This is a genomic window from Lutibacter sp. (assembly GCF_041555395.1).
In the GTDB taxonomy this organism is placed as follows: Bacteria; Bacteroidota; Bacteroidia; order Flavobacteriales; family Flavobacteriaceae; genus Lutibacter.
Genome location: NZ_JBFFKM010000113.1, coordinates 1 through 2,398, shown reverse-complemented (window position 1 = coordinate 2,398; position 2,398 = coordinate 1). Strand labels below are relative to the sequence as shown.

Genomic DNA, 2,398 nt, shown 5'->3' with positions numbered 1-2,398 from the left:
GATTGAAATTGAAATTTTTGAAGAAGGCACCATGGAAAAACTGCTGATAGCCGAAGGAGATAAAGTTCCGGTGGGAACTGTAATAGCGATAATCAATCCGGCAGCAGGAAGTGCTGAAACAAAAAAAGAAATACGCGTTAAAGCTTCTCCATTGGCCAAACGAATGGCTGCCGGTAGCAATATTGACCTTTCACTAATAAAAGGAACAGGACCGGAAGGCGCTATTACAAAAGACGATGTAGAAAAAGCCATTGTAAAGCATGATGAACCTGAAAAACCGGAAACACCAAAAAAAATTGTGGAGAAAACCATTGAAGCAAAAAAAGAAAAAACGGCTTCCTTCAACAAAACAATTCGTGACGCCATAGCTGCCGCAATGAGTAAATCCAATCGGGAAATTCCGCACTACTACTTAGAAAAAATGATTAATATGTCAAATGCTATGGAGTGGTTGCAGGAAACAAACCTTAAACGCCCAATACAAAAACGGCTGCTGCCTATTTCATTGCTCGTAAAGGCAGTTGCCCAGTCGCTTAAGGATGTTCCTGAATTGAACGCCGTTTGGGAAAACGGATTGCAATTAAAAAATGAAATTAATATCGGATTTGTAGTCGCATTGCGCACCGGAGGCATTGTTATTCCAACCATACAACAAGCAGCCATAAAAACAATTGATGAAATCATGGAGGCACTCAATGATATCATTCCAAGAGCAAAAGCATTGAAATTGCGGAGTTCTGAACTCAGCAATACCACTATTACCATGACCAATCTTGGTGAAGGCAGTGCAGATAAGGTTTTTGGCGTTATTTATCCGCCTCAGGTTGCAATCATCGGTTTTGGAAGCGTATTGGAACAGCCGATTGCTGAAAATGGAATGATAGGTATTCGTCCTGTTGTTTATGTTACATTGGCCGGTGACCATCGCGCTACGGACGGATTAAGCGGAAGTCGTTTTTTGGATGCATTGAACAACTATTTACAAAAACCTGAAATATGGTAAATGAAGAAGAAATAAAAAAGATTGTTTTTCAATCACTTGAGAAGATTGCACCTGATACTGAACCGGATTCGCTATTGCCAAATGAAAATATTCGAGAGGTACTCGGCATAGATTCATTTGATTTTTTACAATTTATGATCTTGCTGGCCGAAAAAACGGGAATTGAAATTCCGGAACAGGATTATGGAAAAATTACTACGCTAAATGCTTTGATGAGTTATATAAGAGATTTTAATAAGCATAAAAAATGAATGCCCAAAACCAATAAGTTTGAAAATGCAGGTCATTCATAAAAGGCATATCAAAATTTAAAGGTAAGGTTTTAACTAAAAGACATTAAAACAACCATATGTCCAACGCTTTATGTGAAATTGCAAATCAATTATTATTAACCCGTTGGGTGCAATTATTAAAAACGTCAGTTCGAGTGTTTTTTGTGTAGTAAAACGAAACAAAAAATATATCGAGAACCGTTTTTAACAATAATATTTCTGTTTTCGATACGATTTTCTATCGAAAATCACTCGGACTGACGAAAAATTATCGTCAAAAATTAATTGCACCCAACGGGCTATTATGATAGCTTTTGAACCCTTTTTATTCTACAAAATTGAAGTCAGAAGAAGAATGGCAATAATGATGATAGTGATTGATGATATGCCAATTGGAACCCATACAGGTGCAATCCAAGGACGAGGAATCAAAAAAAGAACATCAGTAGTCGTAAAATTTGATGGCCATTTAATTAAAAGGTAAAGCGAGAGATAATAAAACAAATCCCAAAATGCAAATGTCCAAAGAAAGACAACCATTTTGTCCAGCCAGGTTTCTCCAACCAAAAGCGCTAAGATCACAAGCATCAATATTGTGGCTGCTTCCCTTGTTTTCTCAATAAAAATATACTGTTTAGAAATATTTTTGAGCGATTCCTTATTTGATTCTGAATCAATAATTCCAAGTGCCCTGCGCAGATAAACCACCGTTACTCCTTCTAAATGAGCCATGCTGATACCAAAAAGGGCTAACAATAAAAACTTTTCCATCCTAAATTATTTTTCTCCTTGTTGTTATTTATGAAAACCTGAGATTTTTCTTTTGGAAAAAATCGTTTGTTAAAAAGGTTAACCGTTTCCTGTTTAGTTTAAAAAGCAAGCTTGGTTTAGTTTTCCCTTTATCAATTAAGTCTTTGCAGTTTAAGGTACACCAAAGCAAAGAAAACAGTACAGCAATTAACACTTAGTTATTTTAACGTTTCTTGTTGATGAATTTTTCAAAATAATTTTAATGATGTCAATTTCACTATTTAAAGGTACTAATTTTATTCGATTTTATTGGTATTGGTGAAATTAAGGGTGATGTTAAAAAGGATAACTTATTAAAATTCCCAAGAATTGT

At 35.4% G+C, this 2,398-nt stretch carries 3 protein-coding genes; 2 read left to right on the top strand and 1 reads right to left on the bottom strand.

Features of this window, described 5'->3' with window-relative positions; genetic code table 11:
- Together ABY285_RS12510 and ABY285_RS12505 are read left to right on the top strand one after the other, a co-directional pair.
- A partial coding sequence (locus ABY285_RS12510) for a dihydrolipoamide acetyltransferase family protein (protein ID WP_372770565.1) occupies positions 1-1,003 on the top strand: 1,003 nt, incomplete at its 5' end.
- Positions 997-1,254 carry an acyl carrier protein gene (locus tag ABY285_RS12505; RefSeq protein ID WP_372770563.1) on the top strand — a complete coding sequence of 86 codons (258 nt, stop codon included), beginning with the start codon at positions 997-999 and terminating at the stop codon, positions 1,252-1,254. The genes ABY285_RS12510 and ABY285_RS12505, both read left to right, overlap by 7 nt.
- 351 nt (positions 1,255-1,605) lie before the next feature.
- Here the strand turns inward: ABY285_RS12505 and ABY285_RS12500 are convergent, their stop codons facing one another.
- A complete protein-coding gene (locus ABY285_RS12500; protein ID WP_372770561.1) occupies positions 1,606-2,046 on the bottom strand; it encodes a hypothetical protein in 441 nt (146 codons plus the stop codon).
- Between the last annotated feature and the right edge of the window lie 352 nt (positions 2,047-2,398).

Excerpts from the sequence above, each read along its gene's own strand:
- ABY285_RS12505 (WP_372770563.1), top strand. The coding sequence starts at position 997 with ATGGTAAATGAAGAAGAAATAAAAAAGATTGTTTTTCAATCACTTGAG.
- ABY285_RS12500 (WP_372770561.1), bottom strand. The coding sequence starts at position 2,046 with ATGGAAAAGTTTTTATTGTTAGCCCTTTTTGGTATCAGCATGGCTCAT.